Annotated in this window: 17 protein-coding genes and 2 pseudogenes; 8 read left to right on the top strand and 11 right to left on the bottom strand. The window is 69.7% G+C overall.

Annotation, left to right across the window (positions count from 1 at the left end):
* Positions 1-37 precede the first annotated feature (37 nt).
* Together AB0H21_RS15130 and AB0H21_RS15125 are read left to right on the top strand one after the other, a co-directional pair.
* Positions 38-391, top strand: a complete 354-nt coding sequence (locus AB0H21_RS15130) for a colicin immunity domain-containing protein (RefSeq protein WP_358516526.1) — start codon at positions 38-40, stop codon at positions 389-391.
* Positions 392-605: 214 nt separating this feature from the next.
* Positions 606-1,178, top strand: coding sequence for a snapalysin family zinc-dependent metalloprotease (locus tag AB0H21_RS15125; RefSeq protein WP_358516524.1), 573 nt, complete (start codon positions 606-608; stop codon positions 1,176-1,178).
* A gap of 376 nt (positions 1,179-1,554) precedes the next feature.
* Here AB0H21_RS15125 and AB0H21_RS15120 read toward each other — a convergent pair.
* Positions 1,555-2,841: pseudogene (locus AB0H21_RS15120) on the bottom strand (peroxidase family protein); the annotation flags it as partial.
* A gap of 160 nt (positions 2,842-3,001) precedes the next feature.
* A pseudogene (locus tag AB0H21_RS15115) lies at positions 3,002-3,184 on the bottom strand (ATP-dependent DNA ligase); the annotation flags it as partial.
* An 838-nt stretch (positions 3,185-4,022) separates the two neighbouring features.
* Between AB0H21_RS15115 and AB0H21_RS15110 the strand changes: the two are divergent.
* The 3 genes from AB0H21_RS15110 to AB0H21_RS15100 all read left to right on the top strand — a co-directional run bounded on the left by AB0H21_RS15110 (position 4,023) and on the right by AB0H21_RS15100 (position 7,565).
* A complete protein-coding gene (locus AB0H21_RS15110) occupies positions 4,023-4,187 on the top strand; it encodes a hypothetical protein (RefSeq protein ID WP_358516522.1) in 165 nt (54 codons plus the stop codon).
* Positions 4,184-6,916 carry an AAA family ATPase gene (locus tag AB0H21_RS15105; RefSeq protein WP_358516520.1) on the top strand — a complete coding sequence of 911 codons (2,733 nt, stop codon included), beginning with the start codon at positions 4,184-4,186 and terminating at the stop codon, positions 6,914-6,916. Before AB0H21_RS15110 ends, AB0H21_RS15105 begins: the two co-directional genes overlap by 4 nt.
* 130 nt (positions 6,917-7,046) lie before the next feature.
* A complete protein-coding gene (locus AB0H21_RS15100; protein ID WP_358516519.1) occupies positions 7,047-7,565 on the top strand; it encodes a topology modulation protein in 519 nt (172 codons plus the stop codon).
* A gap of 174 nt (positions 7,566-7,739) precedes the next feature.
* Here AB0H21_RS15100 and AB0H21_RS15095 read toward each other — a convergent pair whose 3' ends face one another.
* The 6 genes from AB0H21_RS15095 to AB0H21_RS15070 form a co-directional block, all read right to left on the bottom strand.
* The gene (locus AB0H21_RS15095; RefSeq protein WP_358516517.1) at positions 7,740-7,940 is read right to left on the bottom strand and encodes a DUF397 domain-containing protein; all 201 of its coding nucleotides are present in this window, start codon (positions 7,938-7,940) and stop codon (positions 7,740-7,742) included.
* Between the two features lie 134 nt (positions 7,941-8,074).
* On the bottom strand, positions 8,075-8,278 hold the full coding sequence (locus AB0H21_RS15090; protein ID WP_358516515.1) for a DUF397 domain-containing protein: 204 nt from the start codon (positions 8,276-8,278) through the stop codon (positions 8,075-8,077).
* 113 nt (positions 8,279-8,391) lie between these two features.
* Positions 8,392-8,604, bottom strand: a complete 213-nt coding sequence (locus tag AB0H21_RS15085; RefSeq protein ID WP_358516513.1) for a DUF397 domain-containing protein — start codon at positions 8,602-8,604, stop codon at positions 8,392-8,394.
* Positions 8,592-9,419, bottom strand: coding sequence for a helix-turn-helix transcriptional regulator (locus AB0H21_RS15080; protein ID WP_358516511.1), 828 nt, complete (start codon positions 9,417-9,419; stop codon positions 8,592-8,594). Before AB0H21_RS15080 ends, AB0H21_RS15085 begins: the two co-directional genes overlap by 13 nt.
* Positions 9,420-9,838: 419 nt before the next feature.
* The gene (locus AB0H21_RS15075; protein ID WP_358516509.1) at positions 9,839-10,498 is read right to left on the bottom strand and encodes a response regulator transcription factor; all 660 of its coding nucleotides are present in this window, start codon (positions 10,496-10,498) and stop codon (positions 9,839-9,841) included.
* Positions 10,477-11,745, bottom strand: a complete 1,269-nt coding sequence (locus tag AB0H21_RS15070; protein WP_358516507.1) for a sensor domain-containing protein — start codon at positions 11,743-11,745, stop codon at positions 10,477-10,479. Before AB0H21_RS15070 ends, AB0H21_RS15075 begins: the two co-directional genes overlap by 22 nt.
* Positions 11,746-11,881: 136 nt before the next feature.
* Here AB0H21_RS15070 and AB0H21_RS15065 point away from each other — a divergent pair, with 136 nt between their 5' ends.
* The gene (locus tag AB0H21_RS15065; protein ID WP_358516505.1) at positions 11,882-12,631 is read left to right on the top strand and encodes a methyltransferase domain-containing protein; all 750 of its coding nucleotides are present in this window, start codon (positions 11,882-11,884) and stop codon (positions 12,629-12,631) included.
* On the opposite strand, the gene AB0H21_RS15060 is transcribed toward AB0H21_RS15065, so the two are convergent.
* The 3 genes from AB0H21_RS15060 to cofD all read right to left on the bottom strand — a co-directional run bounded on the left by AB0H21_RS15060 (position 12,599) and on the right by cofD (position 15,871).
* On the bottom strand, positions 12,599-13,162 hold the full coding sequence (locus AB0H21_RS15060) for a class I SAM-dependent methyltransferase (RefSeq protein WP_358516503.1): 564 nt from the start codon (positions 13,160-13,162) through the stop codon (positions 12,599-12,601). The genes AB0H21_RS15065 and AB0H21_RS15060 overlap by 33 nt on opposite strands.
* 508 nt (positions 13,163-13,670) lie before the next feature.
* Positions 13,671-14,948, bottom strand: coding sequence for a coenzyme F420-0:L-glutamate ligase (locus AB0H21_RS15055; protein ID WP_358516502.1), 1,278 nt, complete (start codon positions 14,946-14,948; stop codon positions 13,671-13,673).
* Positions 14,945-15,871: a 2-phospho-L-lactate transferase gene (gene cofD, locus AB0H21_RS15050; protein WP_358516500.1), complete on the bottom strand. Its 927-nt coding sequence runs from the start codon at positions 15,869-15,871 to the stop codon at positions 14,945-14,947. Before cofD ends, AB0H21_RS15055 begins: the two co-directional genes overlap by 4 nt.
* A gap of 215 nt (positions 15,872-16,086) precedes the next feature.
* Between cofD and AB0H21_RS15045 the strand changes: the two genes are divergently transcribed.
* Together AB0H21_RS15045 and AB0H21_RS15040 are read left to right on the top strand one after the other, a co-directional pair.
* Positions 16,087-18,417, top strand: coding sequence for a hypothetical protein (locus AB0H21_RS15045; protein ID WP_358516499.1), 2,331 nt, complete (start codon positions 16,087-16,089; stop codon positions 18,415-18,417).
* Positions 18,418-18,702: 285 nt separating this feature from the next.
* Positions 18,703-18,945 carry a WhiB family transcriptional regulator gene (locus tag AB0H21_RS15040; RefSeq protein ID WP_184889896.1) on the top strand — a complete coding sequence of 81 codons (243 nt, stop codon included), beginning with the start codon at positions 18,703-18,705 and terminating at the stop codon, positions 18,943-18,945.
* Positions 18,946-19,167: the final 222 nt, after the last annotated feature.

Below are 19,167 nucleotides of genomic sequence, written 5' to 3'. Positions count from 1 at the left end.
ACCATGACGGAACACGGCTCATGACGGAACACGGCTCATGACGGAACACGGCCGCGAGGCGCCGCGCCACCGCGTCGTGACCACCACCGCCGAGGCCGCGCCGGGCTCGGGCATCGGCGAACAGCTCGCCCTCATGCGGGCGCTCGTACGCGGCGGCGTCACGGCGCCCGCCTTCCAGTCCGCCTGGCTGGCCGCCCGGCGGCGCGCTCTTGAGGAGGCGGAACGGGCCGGGGGCGCCGTGGAACAGGCCCTGGAGGACGCCTTCTGGGCCGTGGAGGACTACGTGGCGGATCCCGCGCTACGCGACCCTGGCGACCTCGACGACGACCAGATGACGACCCGCATCCACGATGTCCTCACCCGACTCGACACCTCCGAACGCTCCCCCTGATGGTCGGGCCGGCTGAGGCCGTTCTACGGCGCGGCCGTCCGGGGGGCGACCCATAACACGGTGGTAGGGGGGAACTGGCGTATCCCCGGCGGGGGCCGCTGAGCGTACGTTGGCGGGAGCCCCGCCCGAGGACTCCAGCGATCACCGGTGCGTTCGTACCGGTGATCTCTTCGGTGTGCCTCGTGGTGGGCACCCCCCGACTGAGGAGACCCCGATGCTCTTCGCAAGGTTCCTCCGCGCCGTCTCGGTACTGCTTCTGGGACTGGCCTTCCTGTCCACCGTCACACCCGCTCAGGCGGACGCGCGCACCGACGCCGCCGCGGTGCGCGTCCTGCGGTACGACGCCAGCCGGGCCGCCGAGTTCCGCAGCGTGGTGGACCAGGCCGCGCAGGTCTGGAACGCCGGCGTCACCAACGTCCGGCTCGTGGCGGGGACGCCCGCCGACTTCGTGGTGCTCGCCGACAACAACTGGCCTCGCGCGAGCGTCACCGGCCTCGGCCGGGGCACCATCTGGATGGGCAGGCAGGCGACCTCCCAGGGCTACTACCCGCTGCGCATCGCCACCCATGAGATCGGCCACATCCTCGGCCTGCCCGACCGGCGCACCGGCCGCTGCACCGATCTGATGTCCGGTTCCAGCGCCCCGGTGAGCTGCACCAACGCCAACCCCAGCTCGGCGGAGCGCGCCGAGGTCGAGGCCAACTTCGCCGGCTTCGCCCCGCTCGTCGAGTTCGACAAGCTCTACGTCGACAGCCCGGACGCCGCCGCCCTTGTCCCGGCACCGTAGCGGGATCCTGGCGGGCCCACGCTGAGAGCCGCTGATAGCGCGGGGCACAGAAGAGACCCACAAGTCCCGCAAGGCGGCGGACACCCGGAGGTCCCGTAAGACCGGAGACAAAAGTCGCGCCTCAATCCGAGAATGCCGGACTGAGGCGGACGATGTCGTACCGAGAACGCCCAGGTCATCCTCACGCGGAGGGCGTCCAGGTCACCACCGGACAGAGGACGCCCAGGGCGGCCGTCACGCTGAGGACCTCAGGGCGTTCTTCGTGCTGAGGCCCCCTGGGCGTCCATCGCGTCGGGGCGCCCAGGTGCCTTCAGGCTGAGGGCATCCAGGTCACCATCGGACCGAGGACGCTCAGGGCGGCCGTCGCGTTGAGGCCCTCGAAGGTGTTCGCGTCGTCGGACGTCGACTTCCACGTCGTGCCCAGGTCGAGCAGGTTGACGAAGAAGTCGTTGGTCAGGGCACCGGGGGTCGCGGTGAAGACGCCGAGCGACGACTGCTGGTGGTTCGCGCCGAGGACGCGGAGGCCACCGACCAGGACGGTCAGCTCGGGGGCGCTCAGGGTGAGCAGGTTCGCCCGGTCGAGCAGCAGGTACTCGGCGGGGAGCCGGTTGCCCTTGCCGAGGTAGTTGCGGAACCCGTCGGCGGCCGGCTCGAGCGCGGCGAACGACTCGACGTCGGTCTGGTCCTGCGACGCGTCCGCGCGGCCCGGGGTGAAGGGGACCTGGACGTCGACGCCGGCGTCCTTGGCGGCCTTCTCGACGGCGGCGCCGCCGGCGAGCACGATCAGGTCGGCGAGCGAGATCCTCTTGCCGCCGGTCTGGGCGGCGTTGAAGGTCTCCTGAACGCCTTCCAGGGTGCTCAGCACGGTCGCGAGCTGGTCGGGGTCGTTGACCTCCCAGCCGCTCTGCGGCTCGAGGCGGACGCGCGCGCCGTTGGCGCCGCCGCGCTTGTCGCTGCCGCGGAAGGACGAGGCCGACGCCCAGGCGGCGGACACGAGCTGGGACACCGGCAGGCCCGAGGCGAGGACCTGCTCCTTGAGGGAGGCGATGTCCTCGGCGTCGACGAGCTCGTGCGTCAGCGCGGGGATCGGGTCCTGCCAGAGCAGCGTCTCGGTCGGGACCTCCGGGCCGAGGTAGCGCACGACCGGGCCCATGTCGCGGTGGGTCAGCTTGAACCGCGCGCGGGCGAAGGCGTCCGCGAACTCGCCGGGGTTCTCGTGGAAGCGCTGCGAGATCTGCTCGTAGATCGGGTCCACGCGCAGCGCGAGGTCGGTGGTCAGCATCGTCGGGGCGTGGCTCTTCGCCGGGTCGTGGGCGTCGGGCACCGTGCCCTCACCGGCGCCGTCCTTCGGCTTCCACTGGTTGGCGCCGGCGGGGCTCTTGGTCAGCTCCCACTCGTAGCCGAAGAGGATGTCGAAGAACCTGTTGTCCCAGGCGATCGGGGTGTTCGTCCACGCACCCTCGAGACCGCTGGTGATCGCGTCGCCGCCCTTGCCGGTGCCGAAGCTGTTCCTCCAGCCGAGACCCTGCTCCTCGATCGAGGCGGCCTCGGGGTCGGGGCCGACGTGGTCCGCCGGACCGGCGCCGTGGGTCTTGCCGAAGGTGTGACCGCCCGCGACGAGGGCGACGGTCTCCTCGTCGTTCATCGCCATCCGGCGGAATGTCTAGCCGGCCGCCGGGGAAGTAGCGGTCGAGGATCAAGGCCACCGGCCGGGTGAGGCTGCCGGTGACGCCGCCCACGATGGCCTCGGTCGTGGTCCGGTGCTTGTACTTCATCCAGCCGCGTGCGCCAGGCCGATACGGATGCCCGACGGGTTTAATCATGATCCCCTCCACGCCCGCCGGGGTGAGGGTCCGCACCCAGGTGCGGGCCTGTTCCACGTCGGTGGTCATCATCGACAGCGTCAGCGTGGCCGCGGCAGGCACGCCGGCGAACAGCTCCTCCAGCGCCTGGCGTCGCCGTCTCAGCGGGGCGGGCCGCAGGTCCTGGCCACGTGCCTCCAGCACGTCGAAGACGATGTAGTGGCACGGCTCGATGCGCGCCAGCTCGGCGGCCCGCCGTCCGGCGATGTTGCGCCGGTCGACTCTCCGGCTCGCCGGAGGCAGGCGGTTTCTTTCGGGATGGCTGGGTGAGATGGCGGACGAGGATTGGCGCTTCCATTTCGGGAAGGACTACGCCCGGTACCTGAGGGCCAGGGCCGCTTTCGACCCGTCGGGCATATTCACCTCGGCGCTCTTCCAGGATCACACGAAGGAATCCGCCTCGCGGGCCTGACCGGCGACCCTCTTCCCGGCTCGGGCCGCCCGGGCGGCCAGCCGCGTAGGTTAAGTGACGACGGCGAGGGCGCGGCGGCGGCGTCCACGCCGATGCCGCCGGCCCGCTCCCGCCACGCCGCTCCTCACAGGCGACTTGTGGACGGTCAACTGCCGCCGAACAACCTCGCTGATGGCGTAAGGCCCCGGCCCCCTCGCGCGCCCCGGACGCGCGCCCCGTCCCGCAAGAGTCAGCCGGGATAGCGCGATGCCTCCGGCGTCTACGACCGATCATGGCAACCACCGAGCTTGCAGCGGTAAGTAACGTTACGATCGCAGATCGTGTCCGTAGGCGTCGGCAGAAACCAGCTCCGCGTAAGTCTCACAGCCCACAAGCAGGCTGCCGAGTCCATGCCGGAGAGCCCTCCAGCAGCTCTGCTTCTCTTCTACGGCGTCGAGTGCGGCTTGAAGGCAGCACTCCTCGACCGCCTCAGTTTGAGGTCCACGGGCCAGCTTTCCGAACACCTGAGGAAACCACGACCTGCAGCGCCTGGCAAAGGAGCTGCGTTTACCCCCTAATCTCTGCGCTCGGATGCAACGCTGTGCAAGCCACAACCAGCGAGTGGAGCAGGTGGAGTTCCGCGACCTGCACCAGGCGTGGCGGTACGGCCATGCCCTCCGGAAGGAGCACGAGGAACAGGCCCTCGCCGTGCTGCGTGACCTGCTGGACTGGTGTAACAGAGAATTGAGGACATGATCATGCCAGATCAGGAGACCGCAGTTCCAGAGCGCCTCTACACCTGGGTCGATGTGGACGCCCACTTGGCAGCTCTCGCGGAGCGGAACCAGTGGCCACAATGGCTCCACGAGTGCGATGCCTTCTGGGACGGACTCGAGCTGACCATCGACCCACAGATGTCGCCCGAGGAAGCCCTGTCCTGGTTGAGTGAAAAGTTCGGCGTCGGCTCAATCGCTTTCCACCATGGAAGTAGCGCTCTCCGGCTGGACGACGTACCCGGACACCCCTCCACCAGGTTGCTCCCGATCACCGTTTCCCAGCGAGAGTCCGACACGCCGAGGCGGGAACCGCGATGGCGGGAACGGCGTATTGTACGTGCCCTCGGCCAGCCCTTGCCTTCCCCGCAAGGCCCGCTCCCGGGCAATGTTCGGATCGCCGCACTGCACTCCTTTAAGGGTGGTGTGGGACGCACTCTGCACGGTGTGGCCCTTGCCGATGCGATCGCCCAGCGTGGGGGGCGAGTGCTCCTCGTCGACGCCGACTTGGAAGCCCCAGGAATCACCTGGATGTTCACTGCACGAGGCAGGCGCGTTGACTTCGGATACGAAGACTTCCTCGCGCTGTTGCACTCCTCCGAGGACGGCCGTCCCGACGACGCGATCACCCTGGGCGCGGCCTACCTGCCGAATCAGGCGTTTGACAACGTGGTCGTCATGCCCACTCGGCGTTCACGTCTGGACATCGCTCCGCCGCGGCTCGAGCCCACCGACCTCTTGACCCCGGACCGGTCGATGTACTACCTGACCGAGTCCTTCGCCGAACTCGCTTGTCGGCTTGAAGCACAGACGGTCCTGATCGATCTGCGGGCCGGCAGCAGCGAACTCGCGGCTCCCATCCTGCTGGACCCGCGTGTACAACGGATCTTTGTCACCACCATCAGCAACCAGTCGCTGTACGGCACGCTTCGTATCATTCAGGAACTCGGCCGGCGGGCACCCAGCCGGGGTGACGACCCGACGAGCGTCGCGGTAATCACCCAGTTCCGGGAGCACGGGCATGGGGATCTGGCAATCGAAGCAGCGGCCTTGCTCCGCGATGTGATCGCCAGAACCCTCGAACCTGGCCTACCGGAAGGGGAGGACAGGACCGTTGACAGTGACCTCACACTGGAGCCGATCTTCAGTGTGTTCCAAGACCGGCTCCTGGCACTTCCTCCCTCTTGGGAGGAAGTGGTCGAGCTGGTTCGCCGGCAGCAACTCACCGAGGCGCTCTCACCACTGGCGGAAGGGCTCGCTCTTCCGAAGGAACTGACGGCTACGGACGAAGCGCATGCTGCGGATTCGCTCCGAATCACGGCCGAAAACGATCTGGCCTCCCTCCGTGAGACCCTCAGTGACTTCGCCCGGCGGTTGGCCTATGCCGAGACGGCGGATGACACGGCTTTCCTGCCGACGGAGTCGCTTCGTAATCTGTTGATCTCGCACAGAACGGAGCCGCCACTCTGTGTAGTGGCAGGTGCCAAGGGCTCGGGGAAGACCTTCACCCAGATCCAGATGTGTTTCCGTAGGACATGGAGAGACTACGCGCGAGACGTCGGCGTCGAAGACGTCAGCCTGGACGCCTTGCTGGTACCTGTGTTCGTCTCCAAGAATCTCAACGACGCCACTCGTGACCGGATCAGCGAGATCCAGCGCGGCGCCTCCGTCTCCCCGGGAGCCGAGCCCGCAAGCCAGCTCGGCCTACGGGATCTTATCGACGAAGCGCTGCGTTCAGAGCTGACCGACCTGCAGTGGCGGCGGATTTGGCTTACTTGTTTGGCTCAGTCCGTAGGTATCAGTGCCTCCCCCGGCGATGCCGAGCAGAAGCTAGCCGACTTCGGCCATGTCGGCAGCCGGATCTTCCTCATTGACGGATTGGAAGATCTACTTCAGGACTTTTCCCAGAATGCCGCCCAGCGGCAGGCTCTCCGCGTCCTTCTAGTCGACTGTCTCGACTGGTTGCGCAGCCTCCGAGGTCGGCCACTCGGCCTTGTGATCTTTGTTCGACGGGACCTCGTGCAAGCGGCTATCCGGCAGAACTACGGACAGTTCTTCGCTCGATATAACGAGTATGAGCTCAGGTGGAATCCGGCGGAGGCCCTGCGGCTTGCCCTATGGGTTGCTCAACGCTCTAATGCCCTACCCGGCTTGTCCTCTGAGGAGGTCGCATCGGCAAAAGATCAGGATCTCGGCAAGCGACTCCTTGCGGTATGGGGCGAGAAGATGGGATCACTTCGTTCTCGTGAAGCCCGATCAGACGGATGGTTCCTCGCTGCCCTCTCAGATTTCAATGGGCAGATTCAGGCCCGTGACATTGTCACCTTTATCAAAGAATCGGCAGCCCAGTCTCTGGCGGACACTCGCTGGACGGATCGCCTGCTCGCACCTGCGGCGATGAGGAATGCGCTCGTCCAATGCAGTAAGGAGAAGGTTGAGGCTATCAGCGACGAGAGCCCGCGAGTCGGGGACCTCCTCAAGCGCCTCGACGGCCTCGCCGCAGAGCAGAAGCGAATTCCGTTCAGCTCTGAGTCGGTAGGGCTGTCGAATGAAGACCTGGAAATTCTTGCCGCCAACGGTGTCGTCTTTCGAGAGGAGGACCAGTACTGGATTCCAGAGATCTTCCGCCATGGCCTGTCCTTCAAGGCCACCGGTCGCCCTAAAATTCTCGCCATCGCGAACCTGGTGCGCCAGCGAAACAACCTCGACTGACGAGCCTGGAGCCGACGCGGTCGCCCCGCATGTCGCTGAGCGCGACCCCGCAGCTCGTCGCAGGGCGCGATCCGCCTGGAGCGCCATGAGAGCCAGTCGTCTCTCCGGCAGGCCGGTAAGGTCCTGGGCCATGCGCAAGGTCGCGGTGATCGGCTGCGGAGGCAGCGGCAAGACCACCCTCGGGCGGCGTCTCGGCTCGATACTCGACGCGCCGGTCACGCACCTGGACGTCGTGTACTACGACGACGACTGGAACACCCTCTCCAAGGAGAAGTTCGCCGCCGTGCAGGAGGAACTTGTCTCGGCTCCCGCGTGGGTGATCGACGGGAACTTCGCCTCCACCCTGCCCATCCGGCTCAAGGCCGCCGACACGGTGATCTTCTTGGACCTGTCCCCGTTGACATGTCTGTTGGGGATAGCGCAGCGTCGCATACGTCACGGCGGGGGGCAGCACGACGCCATCGGCGTCTACGACCGGATCACCTGGGAGTTCATCAAGTACGTGTGGAACTACCGCCGCACGATGGCTCCCCGCGTCCGGAAGCTCATCGACGAGCATGCCCGTCACGCCGACGTGCACGTCGTCCGCAGCCGAGCCGAGGCCAACCGCCTGCTCGACCGGATCGCGGCAACACACCGAGCGACCTGATATCGGCAGGGAAGGTGTCTCTCGCCTGACCCCCCGGACACGGGCGCCCGTCCCCCGGATGGCCTATTCAGTGGAGTCGTTCCCAGATGCTGGACGGCCTGTGCCCGTTGGTCAGCGGGACCCGAGCTGAGGGCGCGAGTCCCGCTTATCTTCTCAGGTCAGATTGTTCCAAGCTCAGGTGCTCAGCTTGCCGGACTTGAGGCTGTTGCGGAATGCGGTCCACTCGGTGGCGGGGAAACGGAGTACGGGGCCGTGCGGGCGCTTGCTGTCGCGGACAGCCATGTCCTTACCCGGCAGCGCGGCAAGCTCGACGCAGTTACCCTCATCGCCGCTGTACGAGGACTTGATCCATCTGGCGGTGGTCAGGTCGTCCATGTGGCATCGTCTCCGTGTCCGGAATCGAGGGTCTGGATGTCTGGCTGGGATACCGCCGTCTTGTGGCTGGTCGGCGGGACCCGAACTGGGGGTGCGGGTCCCGCTTGTCTTATGGGGTCAGGTGGTTTCCAAGGTCAGGCGCTCAGTTCGCCGGACTTGAGGCTGTTGCGGAATGCGGCCCACTCGGTGGCGGGGATACGGAGCACCGGCCCGTTCGGACGCTTGCTGTCACGAAGCACGACGCCCTCGACGGACAACGTGGCCACTTCGATGCAGTCACCACCATTGTCACTGCTGTACGAGGATTTGACCCATCTGGCGGCGGTCGGATCGTCCATGTGGCATCGTCTCCGTGTCCGGAATCGAGGGGCTGGTGTCTCGCTGGGATACCGCCGTTTTGTGGTTGGTCAGCGGGACCCGCCGTGGCGGCAGGTCCCGCTCACAACAAGGGTCAGGTTGTCAGGGTGTCGAAGTCGCCGGACTTGAGGCTTCGGCGGAACGCGGCCCACTCGGCGATCGGGACGCGGAGCACCGGCCCGTGGGGGCGCTTGCTGTCACGAACCGCCATGCCAAGGCTGGACAGCGCGGCAAGCTCGACGCAGTCTCCGCCGTTGTCGCCGCTGTACGAGGACTTGACCCACCTGGCACTAGTCAGGTCGTCCATTTAATCATCCACTCCTTGATCCGATCGAGTGAGAGGTCATGCGGAAGTGCGAACGTGCGTATTGTTTCGTAGCGTATCTGAATATCTCGCACTTCCTTGCCCTGGGCAGTTACCTGTCCCTTACCGGCGGAATCTAGGTATACGACCTCGCGACCGTCTCGTAGCCGCGCGAGGATGAAACCGCCCAACAATCCTGCGGTGCAGGACACGGCGAGTGGGACTATCTGGATCGCTATACATGGATGCTCGGCCATCGTCAAGAGGTGCTTCATCTGCCCCTCCATGACGGACGTACCGCCTATGGGCCGCTGGAAGACGCCTTCGTCCAGGACTGCCCACATCCTAGGTGGATGGTCGCCCCTGAAGATGGCTTGTCGATCGATTCGGGCCTCCACCACCTTGTCGATCGCTTCGGACGTCATGCCGGCCTTTCCGAGGAAGATGGCCCGTACGTAGTCGGGTGTCTGGAGGAGGCCGGGGACGAGGAGGGGCTGCCAGGTGCGCAGAGTAAGAGCCTGCTGCTCGGCCTCCAGCCACGGGTAGAACCAGCGCTGGTTGCCGTCGGAGCGGCACTGTTCCCAGATCTGGAGTAGGGCGCCGTTGACGCCGAGGGCCTCGTCGCACTGTTCGACGAGTTCTCGTTGCTGCGGGAGGCGTAGTCCTCTTTCTATCGCGCCCATCGCGGCTCCCGTGTAGCCGAGCTTGCCGCCCAGTTGGGACTGGGTCATGTGTACTTCCATGCGGAGCCTGCGCAGCTCGTAGCCGAAACGGGCTGCCGGGGAGGACTCCGGGTTGGTCGTCTGCGGTTTTGGCACCTGACCCTCCACGCAACGGAATGCAACTGAATGCAACGGGAGACGACCGCGCCATTACAAGGTCGTCGTCGGTATTCGCTTACGGACAGTAGAGCCTGGGAGCACTCTTGGAAGGCAGAATCAAGAACCGGCTAGGAAACGGTATCCCATGTGCCACAGGAAATCGCGTCCAACAGCTTTCTGTAACCCCCGAAAAACCGGACATCCCACCGAAAGTATCGATATCCCTTTTAAAGCTGTGCGATGTATTGGGCGCGGGTCGGCCGCTCTCCATATCTCCTTGGACGGCAATGTGGGAGCGGCGTCGCCCCTGGTGTCGGTGTGGGAGGACCGGGCAGGATGCCTGCCGCCGGCAATTCCTGCCACGAACCTGCACTTCCGGCGCCGGAATCGGGCGGTGTCAGCTGCGCAGAGCGGGGTCAGCCGCGTAGGTAAGTGACGACGGCGAGGACGCGGCGGTGGGCGTCCTGGTCGGGGGGGAGGTCCAGTTTGGTGAGGATGTTGCCGATGTGTTTGCCTACGGCCGCCTCAGAGACGACCAGGGCGCGGGCGATGGCCGTGTTGGAGCGGCCCTCGGCCATGAGGGCGAGGACCTCGCGCTCGCGCGGGCTGAGCCGGGTCAGCGGGTCGCGGCGGCGGCGGAGTAGTTGCCTGACCACCTCCGGGTCCACCACCGTGCCGCCGCCCGCGACCGTGCGCAGGGCGTCGACGAACTCCTCGACGTCGCCGACGCGGTCCTTCAGCAGGTAGCCGACCCCGGTGCCGTCTCCGGAGTCCAGCAGCTCGGAGGCGTAGGTCTGCTCGACGTACTGGCTGAGGACGAGTACGGCCAGATGCGGGTTCGCCGCCCGCAGTGCCACGGCGGCGCGCAGCCCCTCCTCGGCGTAGCCGGGCGGCATGCGCACGTCCGTGACCACGATGTCGGGGGCGTGCTCGGCCACGGCGGCCATCAGGGACTCGGCGTCGCCCACGGAGGCCGCCACGTGGTGGCCGAACCGAGCCAGCAGGCCGGACAGCCCTTCGCGCAGCAGGACGCCGTCCTCGGCGATCACTACCGTCAGGCGGCCGTCGTCGCGCACGGGATCTCCACACGTAGCAGGGTCGGCCCGCCGGGCGGGCTGGACAGCATGAGTCTGCCGTCCACCACCGAGACGCGGTCGGCCAGGCCGGCCAGGCCCGTGCCGGCCGTCGCGTCCGCGCCGCCCACGCCGTCGTCGCGGATCTCCACGACGAGCAGCCCGTCGTCCACCTGGCCGTCGATCGTGGCGAGCCGGGCCTGGCTGTGCTTGGCGACGTTGGCCAGCGCCTCGCACACCACGAAGTAGGCGACCGACTCGATCGCCTCGGGCAGGCGCGGGCACTCGACGGAGCCCTCCACGGGCACGGGGGACCGGTCGGCGACGTCCGCCACGGCGGCGGGCAGTCCGCGGTCGGTGAGGATGCGCGGGTGGATGCCCCGGATCAGGTCGCGGATCTCGGCCAGGGCGAGTTTGGCCTGCTCGTGCGCCTGTCCGACCAGCTCCGCGGCCTCCTCGCCGCGCGTCACCCGGGCCAGGCCGAGCGTCATGGTGAGCGAGACCAGCCGTTGCTGCGCGCCGTCGTGCAGGTCGCGCTCGATGCGCCGCCGCTCGGACTCGAACGCCTCCAGCAGCCGGGTGCGCGAGCGCGTCAGCTCGGCCAGCCGCTCGCCGCGCTCGTCGTCGCGGGGGGCCAGCAGCAGCCGGGCCAGCATGGCGTGGCCCATCGCCAGCGCCGTCAGCGGGTAGGCGGCCAGGGCCAGCCCGAGCACGCCGAGGGCACTCATCGCGAATGCCTCCGGATAGGTGTCAACCAGCCACACCTTGAGGACGTTGAGGCTGCCCACCTCCGCGACGCCGTACGGGGTGAAGATCATCGTCGTCGGTATCACCAGGCCGTACAGGACCACCGCCAGCTCGGCGGGCCAGAGCACCACGACCAGCAGCCCCGTGTACGCCAGCTCGCGCCATGTGGCCTGCTCCTTGTAGCGCCACTCGACCCAGGCCCACAGGCCGGGCCGCTTCGGGTCCAGGTGCGGGGTGGGGACCGGCTCGTCGTCGATCAGGCGCAGCCGCCGGCGCTCCAGCGCGGCGACCGGGACGCCGCAGAGCCCCATGGCCAGCACGATCGGGATGCCGATCAGCACCAGCGTCAGGACGGCGCCCGCGGCCAGCGAGGTCAGGAACAGCACGAGCACGACGCCGCCGACGGCCACGCCGGTCAGTAGGTAGGCCATCGCGCGCCACGGCCAGGCCGAGATGATCAGGTCCCACCGGGCGAGGGTCCGCCAGGCATGTCGAGGTCGCACCCACACGACGGTAGGGCCTGCTCACGACGCCTTGACAGGTGGCCCGGCCCACCTTGGGGGTAGGGCCGACCATACCCCCAAGACTAGGCGCCGCCCCCCTGCGCGCCGGGCGACTGCGGCGGTCTGATTGCCGGTCATGAACGAGACAGCGCGGCTCCTTCCGGACACGATCGCGGGCGGGGACGCCGAGGGCGCGGGCCGGGACGTCGGGGGCGCGGGCCGGGTCGGCACGCAGACGAAAGACCTGGAGGCCACGGGTGGTCGTGCCGCGGACCTGCGGGCCTTCATGGGGGTGGCGCTGCGCCGGCAGCGCGTCGTCGGGGCCGTGGCGCCGAGTTCTCCCGCGCTGGCGCGGGCGCTCACCACGATCGTCCCCTCCTCGGGGACGCCGGTCGTGGTGGAGCTCGGCGCGGGCACCGGGCCGATCAGCGAGGCGATCCGGGGCAGGATCGCCCCCGGCGGTCGGCAGATCGCCGTCGACGTGGACCCGGCGATGGTGGACCACCTGCGCCGGACCCGGCCCTGGCTGGAGGTCCTGTACGGGGACGCCGCCGACCTCGGGGCTTTGCTCGCCTCGGCAGGGGTGGGCCGGGTGGACGCGGTCGTCAGCACGCTGCCCTGGTCGCTGTTCCCGGTCCCGCGCCAGGTGCGGATGCTGGAGGAGATCGGCGGGGTGCTCACCCCGGCCGGGGCGTTCACGACGGTGACGTACCTGCCCGCGCTGCTCCTGCGCGGCGCCCACGAGTTCCGGCGGCGTCTCGGCCGGGCCTTCGAGGAGGTCCTGATCACCGGCCCGGTCTGGCGCAACATCCCGCCGGGCCTGGCCTACGTCTGCCGCAGGCCGCTGCCCGCCTCACCCGCGCCGGGTGGCGAGGATCACGCCTGAGCCGTCGGACAGCTCGGCCGCGACCAGGTCGGGATGGGCGAACAGCGCGCGCCTGACCCCGTGCTGCCGCTCGGCGAAGTCGGCCGGCCAGTCGGGCATGGGCCGCATGTCGTCCACCACCAGCGTCCCGCGCGGGGCGAGGGCGGCGATCGTCGCCTCCAGCCCCTCATGCTTGCCCGCGGCGGCGTCGGCGAAGATCAGGTCGAACGGGCCGAGCGCCAGCGGCGGCACCTCCCCGACGCGGAAGTGCACGAAGGGCGGCCAGTCGCCCTCGGCGGCGCGCGCGGAGCGGGCGGCGTCCAGTTCGGCGGTGATCACAGTGACGTCGGTACGGGGCAGCAGGCCGGAGACGATCCAGGCGGTGCCGACGCCGAGCCCCGTCCCGATCTCAAGGATGTGACCCGATGGGGGGACTCGGGCCGCGAGCACCGCGAGCAGCCGGCCGGTGACGGGGTCGCACGAGTACGGGAACGCCTCGGCACGGGCCCGAGCCGTGGCCTCGGCCACCAGGGGCGGGTGATCGGTGTCCATGATCCACAGAGCCTATGCGCCGTCCACGAGCGTTCACCGGGTGACCCACCGTACAGAGGCGCCGGATTCGCCGTACCACTCCTCGCCGACCCGGCGCCGGATGAGGAGCACTGCGACGAGCGGGAGGGGAGCACACCGGGCGATCATGAGTGGGCACCGCACGCACGAAGCCGCCGCCGCCCGTACTCGCGAAGCCGCCGCACGCACGCGGGCATACCCGCCGCCCACGGCCCGCCGACCGGCCGTCCTGGCCGCCACACGCACATGGGAAACCCGCCGCCCGCACGCGCGAAGCCGCCGCCCGTGCGCGCGAACTCGCCGCACGCACGCGGGCATACCCGCCGCCCACGGCCCGCCGACCGGCCGTCCTGGCCACACGCACGTGGGAAAACCCGCCGCCCACGGCCCGCTGGCCCGCCATCCTGGCCGCCGTGTGGTTCTCCGATCGAGACGGAGCTGGTGAAAGCCGGTGCGAGGGTGACCAGGTGGATGACGGGCCCAGTGTGGGTCAGCGGGTGAGGATGAAGTCGGCGGCTTCGCGTGGTGGGCGGTCGCGGGGCGGGGCGGCGGCGTGGCCCACCGCCACGGCGCCCATCGGGTCCCATGTGCCCGGGATGTCGAGCACCTCGCGGACGACGTCGCGGCAGAACATCGTCGAGGACACCCACGCCGAGCCCAGTCCCTCGACAGCGAGCTGCACCAGCAGGTTCTGCACGCCCGCCCCCATGGCGACGACGAACATCTCGCGCTCGGCGGTGTTGCGGCGATCGTCGGGGTAGGTGTGCGAGCCGTCCATCACCAGGCAGGGCACCACGAGGTACGGCGCGCGGCGCAGGACGTCGCCGCGTCGTACCCGGCGCGCGATCGACTCCTCGGTGAAGCCCGTGGCCCGCAGGTCGCGCACCCAGGCCTCCAGCATGGCGTCCAGCAGCTTCTCACGCGTGGACGCCGACTCCAGCAGCACGAAGCGCCACGGCGTGGTGTGGTGGGGGGCGGGCGCGCTGATCGCGGCGTTCACCGCCCGCCTGACGGACGCCGGGTCCACCGGCTCGGCGGAGAACTCCCGGATCGTCCGGCGCGCGAACACCACGTCGGCGGAGCCGTACCGGAACATGTCCTCGTCGGCGGGCCGCACCAGCGGGCGCACCCCGGGACCGTCCTCGTCGGTCACCAGGTGGGACAGGCCGCGGACGACGGCCACCGGCACCCCGTCGAGCTTGCCCTTGACCAGCTCGGCCGCGGCGGCGATCTCGTCGACCAGCGCGGTGAGCGTGGCCATCAGCGGGTTGCCGTAGCCGTCGGACATGCCGCGGAAGTCGGCGAACGGGCGGACGCCGGCCGCGCCGATCGCGACGTCGGTGAGCCCGTTGCGCCACGGCCGGCCGAAGGTGTCGGAGAGGATCACCCCGGCCTTCACCGGCAGGCCCGCGCGGATCCGGCGCGCCGAGGCGTCGGGGTCCGTGGGCAGAAGAAGGACGGTGCCGGGCTCGGTGTTGGAGGCGTCCACCCCGGCGGCGGCCATGACGAAGCCGTGCCGGGTCTGGGAGATGACGGTGTCGCCGCGCCGGGCGACGACGCGCACGGTCTCCTCGGCGATGGCCTGGGTGCGGTCGGCGCCCTGCCGCACCCGGCCCTCGGCCTTGCTCACGATCTTGGAGGTGACGACGAGGATGTCGCCCTCGGCGAGGCCGGGGACCGCCGCGGCGATCAGCGCGGCGAGGTCGTCGCCGGGACGCACCTCGGGCAGGCCGGGTACCGGGCGGATCTCGATATTCTGGTGGGTCATCGGGCGAGCTCCAGCGCGGCGCGGGCGATGTCGGTGGTGGCGTCCAGGTCGGTCATGAGCAGCGGCCTGGCCTGGACGCGAACCCCGTCCAGCGCGACGCCGGCGTCCTGCTCGGCGACCAGCCACCCGTCGAGCAGGCGCGAGCCGTACAGCTCCAGGACCGCCTGGGCGGTGGTCTCGACGCCGATCGCGGTGAGGCAGGCGTCGGCCATGCCGCGCACCGGGGCGCCGCCGATGATGGGGGAGACCCCGACGACGACCTTCTGCTCAAGGGCGTCGCGGATGCCGGGGATCTGGAGGATCGTGCCGATGCTCACCACCGGGTTGGAGGGCGGGAGCACGACGACGTCCGCGTCGCGGATCGCCTCGATCACGCCCGGCGCGGGCTTGGCGTCCTCCGCGCCGACCAGGACGATCTGCCGGGCGGGGACGGAGGCCCGCAGCCGCACCCACCACTCCTGGAAGTGGATCGCGCGCCTGCCCTGGTCGTCCTCGATGACGACGTGGGTCTCGGCGCGGTCGTCGGTCATGGGGATGAGCCGGACGCCGGGGTTCCAGCGCACGCTCAGGGCCTCGGTGACCGCCGAGAGGGGGTAGCCGGCGCCCAGCATCTGCGTGCGGACGATGTGGGTGGCGAAGTCCTTGTCGCCGAGGCCGAACCACTGCGGTTCCACGCCGTACGCGGCGAGCTCGGACTTGACGACGTGGCTCTCGCCGTCGCGGCCCCAGCCCTGCTCGGGGTTGATGCCGCCACCGAGGGTGTACATGACGGTGTCGAGGTCGGGGCACACTCGGAGGCCGAAGAGGGTGATGTCGTCGCCGGTGTTTCCGATGACGGTGATCTCGGCGTCGGGGGCCGCGGCTCGCAGGCCCCGCAGAAAGCGGGCGCCGCCGATTCCACCGGCCAGGGACACGATGCGCATGCTGTCAAGTGTTCCACTGCCGTCTTCTCGCGTGATCCCGGCCCGGGCGCGTCGTCGGTGGTGGCGGCGAAAGCCCAGGTCATAGGTGGTGAGATTGGCGTTAAAGGCATTGATCGGTGCCTTATGTGCTAATTGAGGTTCTTGAGACTGCCGCCCCGAATCTAGGCGCATGTGCAAAACTGCGAGGTGCCGTATGGACCCATTGGGGGGTAGTTGTGGTCAAAGTCGAGCCTGGACGGCTACGGGAGCCGGCGGCATGGATCATGCTCGTGGTGGTCTGCGCCAACGTGCTGACCGGCGCATGGAACCTGGTCGTCGGCACCGGCGGCGTCCCGTTCGCGACGCAGGCGGCCCTCACGCTGTACACGGTGATCTCCCCGGTCAACGTCGCGCTCGCCGTCGGAGCGGTCGTCCTCGCCACGCGCTTCGGTGAGCCGCTCGCCCACGCCCGCCTGGTCAACCTGATCGCCGCCGCCGCGCTGGCCCTCGCCACGCTGCTCGGCCTGTTGGCCCTCGTCGGCGCCCTCGTCGGCGGGTCCGGCCTGCTGGGCAACCTGGTGAGCGGCCTGCCCGCCCTGGCGCTCGCCGCCGTGGGCGCGGTGTACCTGCTCTCCATCGTTCCGGCCGCCGCGCCCTCCGCCGCGCGTCCCCGCCAGGAGGCCTTCGGCGCGCGTCCCGGCGAGTACGCCCCCCAGCCCGGCTTCGCCGGTCAGCCCGGAACGGGCGGGTTCGTCCCGCCGCAGGGCCCTCAGGGAGAGAACTTCGTTCCGCCGAACGGCCCGCACGGCCCCCAGGGGGACAACGCCTACGGCCCCGCCGGGCAGCCGTCCTACGGCCCGCCGCCCCAGAACGGCTTCGCCGGCGCGCCCGGGAACGCCCCCGCCTCCGCGCCCGCCGGGAGCGCCCCGGTCTCCGCGCCCGCCGTCGCCTCCGCGCTGCCCGCGCTGCCGCCCGGTCCCCACGCTCCGCAGCAAGGCCCCGGCCCCGAGGGGCGGCCCGCCGAGTCCCAGCCCCGGCACGGCGCGCCCGACCCCTACCAGCCGCAGTACGCCGCCCAGGCCGAGCAGCCCCCGGCCCCGGCGGGCGAGCAGCAGCACCCGGCCGAGCAGCCGTACCCCGGCCACCCCGGCGACCAGCGGTTCGCCCCGAGGCCCGAGCAGCAGTTCGCCCCGCAGGCCGACCACTCCTATGCACCGCAGGCCGACCATTCCTACGCGCCGCAGGCGGAGCAGTCCTTCGCGCCGCACGCCGAGCCCCGCTTCGGCGAGCAGCCCCAGCCGTCGTACGCCCCCGCGGGCGAGCCGGCCGGCGACTCGTACGCGCCCCAAAGCGACCCGTACGCGCCTCAGCACTCCCAGCCGCTGGACACCTACACCCCGACGATCAGGCAGGAGAAGTCCTTCACCCCGCAGCCGGACGCGCAGCAGCCCCCGAGCACCGGGGCGTTCGGACAGCCGGCCGCGTCGGTGTACGACCCGTCCTCGGCGCCGTCGCACGCGAGCGGGTCGTACGCCCCGCAGGCCGCCTCCCCGTACGCGCCCTCGGGCGGCGGAGAGTTCAACAACGCCGACGCCTTCACGACCGGCGCCCGCCAGGCCCTGCCTTCCCAGCCGCTCTCCGCCCCGACCTCCGCCGACCAGGCCACCTCCCAGCAAGCCGGCGCGTTCGGACGCACGGGTCCGCAGGTGAGCCCGCTCGACCCGTCGTACGGTCAGACCGGGCCGCAGACCAACCCGATCGACAAGACCTACGGTCAGACCCCGCAGGACCAGGGATCGGCGTACGGTCAGACCGGCCCGCAGCAGGACCCGGGGCCGGGGTACGGGCAGCCGAGCCCGCTGGACCCGGGGTATGGTCAGACCGCTCCGCAGGTCAGCCCGCTCGACCAGGGGTACGGCCAGACCGCCCCGCAGGTCAGCCCGCTGGACGCCCCCGCGTCCTACACCCCGACGGGGCCGCAGACCAGCCCGCTGGACGCGGCGCCCTCCTATGGCGGCTACTCCTCCTCCGACTACGGGCGCGCGCCCGACCCGTCCCCGCTGTACGCGGAGGGGGCGGACCCGCGCCAGCAGCAGCTCCGCCAGGCCTACCAGCAGGCCCAGAGCTACCAGCAGGCGCAGAGCGCGACGCCGGAGTCCGCGGACTACCCGGGCACCGGGACGCACCCGGTCAGGACGCCCGACTACGGCTCCTACGGCACCAGCCCGTTCGGCCACCCGCAGACGGCCGCCGACACCACCGGGTACGCCCGTCCCGCCGGGGAGTCTCGGCCGTACGTGGCGCCCCAGGACCAGGCGTACCAGCCGGCCTGGGAGGGCCCGCCCGCGGAGAGGACCGTCCGGGTCGACGCGAAGGCGGCGTACCACAACGACCCGCTGAACGCGCCGATGCCGCCGGGCATGAACCAGGGTCGTACGGACGAGGCGATCGCCCCCACGGCGATCTACACTCCGGACCGTTCGGCAAGGCCCGAGGAAAGCGCCGGTAGAGATCAAGCCGGGTCGGGTGTGGACCAGGGGTCGCCTTGGTACGGTTCCGACCGCTGAGCGATTGAAGATCGGGGATCACTCGAGACCGCAGGGGATCCCCGCACGCCGGGCGGCATATGCGCGTGAGTCCGCATATCCGCCGAGGCCCGCGTACCGGGGCGGAGCCCGCCTTTCCCCGGATACTGTCCTGCTGCTTGACGCCACACGCGGCACACGCGTGTAATTACAACTGTGTTGTTACACCTTTCACTCGCTGGGTATTGAGGAAGGTGTTCAAAAAGGGGGGCTCCGTTGCGGGGCGGGCGGGCGATCAGCAGGAGGTGTGCAGTGACCGACCTGGTCATGGCACAGATGCTCGGCGCGGAAGAGCTGGGATGGCAAGAGCGCGCACTGTGCGCGCAGACGGACCCGGAGGCGTTTTTTCCGGAGAAGGGTGGTTCGACCCGCGAGGCGAAGAAGGTCTGCCGGTCCTGCGAGGTCCGGGCCGAGTGCCTGGAATACGCGCTCCAGCACGACGAGAGGTTCGGCATCTGGGGAGGATTGTCCGAGCGCGAGCGTCGCCGCATCAAGCGCGAGGCCGGCTGAGGGTTACTACTACTGCAGAAGTGCTGCGCCGATGTGCACGACGATCATGGTCACGGCGGAGGGTCACGGCCAGGGGGGCCACGACCTGACGCCGGTGAGGGGGCCGATCGGCGGCACGTGACGCGGCCCCGCCGCTTCCCGCCATCCCTGGACCGTGCCACCCGCGCCGCCGCGGACGGGCCTCCTGCCGGTTTGGCGGAGTGGCGGACCGGTCATGCCCGG

Source organism: Sphaerisporangium sp. NPDC051011, assembly GCF_040653595.1.
In the GTDB taxonomy this organism is placed as follows: Bacteria; Actinomycetota; Actinomycetes; order Streptosporangiales; family Streptosporangiaceae; genus Sphaerisporangium.
This window is presented reverse-complemented; position numbering and strand designations above follow the sequence as displayed.